At 39.8% G+C, this 4,801-nt stretch carries 4 protein-coding genes; all 4 read right to left on the bottom strand.

Annotation, left to right across the window (positions count from 1 at the left end):
• Positions 1-282: 282 nt before the first annotated feature.
• Entirely contained in the window at positions 283-2,535 is a 2,253-nt protein-coding gene (locus WKF69_RS18670) for a GH92 family glycosyl hydrolase (protein WP_340383932.1), read from the bottom strand.
• A 125-nt stretch (positions 2,536-2,660) separates the two neighbouring features.
• Positions 2,661-3,830 (bottom strand): glycoside hydrolase family 76 protein, encoded by a 1,170-nt coding sequence (locus WKF69_RS18665; protein ID WP_340383930.1) that lies wholly within the window; start codon positions 3,828-3,830, stop codon positions 2,661-2,663.
• 136 nt (positions 3,831-3,966) lie between these two features.
• Positions 3,967-4,236: a hypothetical protein gene (locus WKF69_RS18660; RefSeq protein WP_340383928.1), complete on the bottom strand. Its 270-nt coding sequence runs from the start codon at positions 4,234-4,236 to the stop codon at positions 3,967-3,969.
• Between the two features lie 304 nt (positions 4,237-4,540).
• Positions 4,541-4,801 (bottom strand): hypothetical protein (locus tag WKF69_RS18655; protein WP_340383926.1); only part of this gene is annotated, 261 nt, incomplete at its 5' end.

Raw genomic sequence — 4,801 nt, 5'->3', positions numbered from 1 at the left:
ATGTGTAGATTGCCCCTGAAGTAATACCAGATGTTTGAGCAAAGCTAAAATCTGCCATTACAAAAAGAAATAGAAGTAAAATAAGAGGTAAATAGAATGTTTTCATGTTCAGACAAATTAAATTTAAAGACGTAGCTGTTTTTATAATATTTAGTATCAATACTGTTTTATGCTATTATTTTGACAAGACCCTTTGGTGTGTTAATTTCTATTATTTTTTGAAATCTATTCCCATTTTCCTAATTTATACAATAGCTCCATTATACTTAAAAAACCTTTATCCTATTTTGTATAAATATCCAGTTCTTTGCCGTTGAGCATGTCGTCATAATTAACGAACCATCCTTTAAGTGGCTCTCCGCCAATCGTAACTTTGTCAATATTTTTGCCATTGCCTTGTTTGACTATAGTAAATGTCTTACCTGCACCGAGCTGCATTTCGATTTTGTCGAATATAGGCACTGATACAATATATTCCGGGTCAGACGGTGAATAGGGGTATATACCCATTGCATTAAATACATACCATCCCGTCAGGGAACCATAGTCATCCATTCCGGCCAACGCAAGGCCTTCGGGGCCCATTCCGTAGTAATCTGACAGCAGTTTGGTAAGGATGGCTTGTGACTTTTCTGGTTTGTTTACGAAATAATAAAGATAAGGATAGTTAAAGTCGGGCTGATTACCCATACAAAACTGTCCGAGGAAGCATGATAGATTATCCTTTGCATATCCGCCCCAGGGAATTGAGAAAAGTGAATCTACTTTAAGCTCGAAGTCTTTGGGACTCTTGTACAGGGAGATAAGTCCCTTGGTATCCTGTGGTACGAAGAACGATGCCTGCCAGGCGTTTGCCTCGCGGTACATGAATTCGTAGTAAGGATAACTAGGATTGAAAGGTGCGTACCAAGTTCCATCCGCAAGACGGCCTCTCATAAATCCGGTCTGGGCATCAAACACGTTCTTGTAGTTCATGCTGCGCTTCATCATCGTGTTGTACGTGTCCATATCGCCCAGAGCTTTAGCCATCAGTGCTATTGAGTAATCCGAATAAGCGAATTCAAGCGTTTTCGTGGTTCCTGCGGTAGATACAGTTTCGGTTACCGCATTCGGAATATTTACTTCAGGAACATAACCGAGTTTAAGATATTGATCATTGTGGGGTCTTGGGGTCCGTACGCTATTCCCGGAAGGGGTATTGGCATTATTAAGCATAAGACGGTATGCTTTCTGGATGTCGTAATCCTTTACGCCACGCAGATAGGCACCTGTGATGTAAGATGAAGCGAAATCGCCGTGGAATGAAGTAGACAGGAATCCTGAACGCTCTCCATTAAGAATCATGGATTTGATAATATTCTCGCTGACATCAGGCCGAAGCATATTGAGAACAACAAGTTGTGTACGGAAAACATCCCAAAGCCCGGGGCCTGAGTAGGTGTCAAATCCGGGGATCGTATCCTTTGGTGCACTTTCGCCAGCCTGAGCTTCACCCGGAACTCGCCGCCTTCCTCCGTAAAGAGCTGTTTTACCATCCGCATCGCTGGTAACACTCGGGAACCAAAACTGCCTGTAAAGGCATGAATAGAACATCTCTTTTTGCTTTTTTGTTCCACCCGTAACCTTGATTTTGCTGAGGTGATTTTCCCAGTTCTCATCAGCATCTTTGTAAACCTGATCGAAGCTCTTGTTTGCTATTTCGGTAGTGTAGTTTAGTTTGGCACCCTCGAGGCTAACGCTTGAAATACCAATTTTAACCTCCAATGGTTTGTCAGATTTTTCGAAACTGATTACAGGAATATCAATGTTCCCGGTAAGTTTTCTCTGACCTCCTGCACCCTGGCCGCTAGGTGGGATGTCGGGCTGGTTTGGATTACGTTTATAGATGTCGATGCTTTTAATCTTATCGTTTATTACGGCGTAGAAATAGAGGTTACCCTGTCTTCCTGTAACGATGTTATCACCAGCCTTATTGATTTCCCAGGTACTGCTACCGCCGCCTGCGTGTACAAGGTCGAATGCCACTTTTTTATCTTGACCGCCCAGATAGGTATATTTATGGTATGCGCATCTCTTGGTGGCGGTGAGTTCTGCCTTGATATTGTAGCGGTTCAACAAAACTCGGTAGTATCCCGGATGTGCCGCTTCTTTTGAGTGGCTGAAGGTCGAAGCAAAATTATCGGCCGTGAAATTTTTGCCTTCGAGAGGCATAATCGGGATGTTAAGTTGTCCCCAATCGGTTCCGCTTGTCTGGGCGAAAGCTTTGATTGTTTTTACTTCGTACTCGTAGCCACTACCACTGCCATAGGTAGTGACCGGAACTGCTTGTACCATGCCGAACGGGACGGTAGCTGCAGGCCCATCAAGGCCATTCCAAGTGCGCCAAGGCGGAACATAGCCGAGCAAAGCAGAGTCGGTTAAAACCGTTGTCCCTATAAACGGGTTAACGTATTTCGTAAGATTAAGTTTAGCCTGGCCGAAGCTGAAAGCAGGCAACATCACTCCTGCTAAAAATAAACTCCTAATTTTTTCCATAATTAAATATTTAAATCTTTTACAATTAGGTACTTTATATCATTACACTATCTCTACTTTAAGTTACTGGCTAATTTCAACAACTTTGATATAAAGTATAGAAGATCCTACCAAAATAATCGCAATCATTTCTTTGATACCGTAGAAAGTGAAGAATTAGGCTCTGATAAATTATACTTATTTTCGATCCATGCATAACGAGCCAGTATTTCTAACATACCTCCATGCTCCACCAAACTTTGTACACCTTCTTTTCCCACGAATAATCCATCTTCATTTTTGTTGTTCTTCAAGGCATCATCTAAACATTTTTTAAAACCGAGAATGTATTTTTTGTCACTATTGTATTTCAATAAGTGCTGGTAAGCCCTCAACAACACAGCGTTGAACCAAAAGCCATCTCTAAATTTATCATGTGCATAGAAGAACGAAAGAGAACTATCGGCCATGACATTCGCTTCTTGTAAATATTTTTTATCACCTGTGATTTCGTATAAATAAATGTTCGCCTGAAGCATAGTACCTGTATTATAAGATAATACTGGCTTACTGATACTACCATCTTTTGTCCTTATATTATCATAATATAATGTTGATGGCGCTTGTAATTTTTCTTTGGTCCAGTTAAATATTTTTATTGCAGTATCCAGGTAAGCTTTATTTTTTGTAGCCTGGTACAATTGCAGTGCTACAAGTACACCCGGGCCATTTGAGCAGGTATTTTTAGAACTTGCGGAACCTTCTTTCCAGTAAATTCCTCCACCTAAAGTCTGATCGTAACCAGACATTATAAAATCGTATATTAACTTACCAAGTTCGAGATCCGATTTCTGCTTTGTCCTTGAATAAGCATCTAAAGCGGTAATACCGATCCATTCGTTATCATCATAATAGCGCTCTCCTGGTTTTAACTTCATGATATAATCAGAAAATCCGGGTTTTGGCGGAGCGGGCTTAAAATAATCATACATTATTTTCAGTAACGGAGCCATCAATTTTGCTTTCGGCTCCAATTTTTCGATCTCATTCGCCGCCTGGTATAGAGCGCACAGTGACCATATATAGGTGTATTCTCTCAAGTAACCGTTTTTCTTTTCACGCTTTGCGGGATCTACCACCACCACATAATATCCGGATGCCTTATCATAAAAGTTTTTATGAATAGAGGCCTGCAGTGATTGCCTCTCTTTTTTGTAGAAGCCATTCCCGTTTTTAAAGTCCTTTTGCGCTGAAAGAAAATTTGAAAAAAATATTAAAAATAAAACAAGAAGTAAACCATTTTTATTGATAATCATAGTCAGAGAATTTAGTTAATTTTAATATCTAATATTTTTTTTAGTTTTAGATTTTATTTTATAAAAATATCCAACTTGTTCAGGAAATCTGTTCCATGCCAGCTTTCCGTCGTTAATAAATATTAGGTAGCGGCATTTAAGGGGCCTTAGATTCAGTAGAAGTACCGACCATCCCATTCTTCATCGTGTTGCATTGTACATACCCAAATACTGAAATCCTTTGGCTTTGGATCACCTGTGAAACCGGAACTGTTTTCAAATGCTGGCCACTACCGGTATTGAAAAAAGTGCTGCAGCTGTTTGTAGGCAACATTGCTTTATCAGTAATGTCAATCCTCTCTCTTTCGTTCGTGCTTCCTAATATGACTGCGCATTTCCTACCGCCAATGTCAAAGCCTAATAACATACCTGTTTCTATTTGGTGTTTTCTTTAATAGGATATACTCTGATTGATTTGAATTTTACTTTGCCATGTTTGGCATAAAGCTATAAAAAACTTCCTTGCTATAAAGCACAATATGATCATCTGAGCACTAATAAGATAGGGGACAATTCAAATTGGCGAGCACAGTCAACGTGTAATGGTTTATCCAAATCACGTCGGATTCCTAGTGGGTTAAGTTAGGAAAGAGACTCCTTTTTAATAAGATCACCTAGTCATTGAGACACCTATCATAGGGTGATTCAATGACTAGGTGAATGGAATTCTTTTAATTTTTAAGTGCAGCTATTTTGACATTTTTGATCCCGGTTTCTTCTGATCTTAACACGAGTTTTTCGACCTTTAAGTTCGGACGGAAAGCGATCATAGTGCGTTGACTTGCAATTTCAGTGTCTATTTGTGAACCGCCAAATTTATCTTCATACTTGACAATTATGCGAACGGTAAACGCTTTATCTGTATTGGCCAAACCTTCAATAGCGTAATTACGTGCACTGCTTGGAGAACCACCCTCACGTAATGATTTTTC

It is taken from the genome of Daejeonella sp., from assembly GCF_037719425.1.
Taxonomy (GTDB): domain Bacteria; phylum Bacteroidota; class Bacteroidia; order Sphingobacteriales; family Sphingobacteriaceae; genus Daejeonella.
This window is presented reverse-complemented; position numbering and strand designations above follow the sequence as displayed.

Coding starts and splice junctions, on each gene's coding strand:
- WKF69_RS18665 (WP_340383930.1), bottom strand. CDS start 3,830: ATGATTATCAATAAAAATGGTTTACTTCTTGTTTTATTTTTAATATTT.
- WKF69_RS18660 (WP_340383928.1), bottom strand. CDS start 4,236: ATGTTATTAGGCTTTGACATTGGCGGTAGGAAATGCGCAGTCATATTA.
- WKF69_RS18670 (WP_340383932.1), bottom strand. CDS start 2,535: ATGGAAAAAATTAGGAGTTTATTTTTAGCAGGAGTGATGTTGCCTGCT.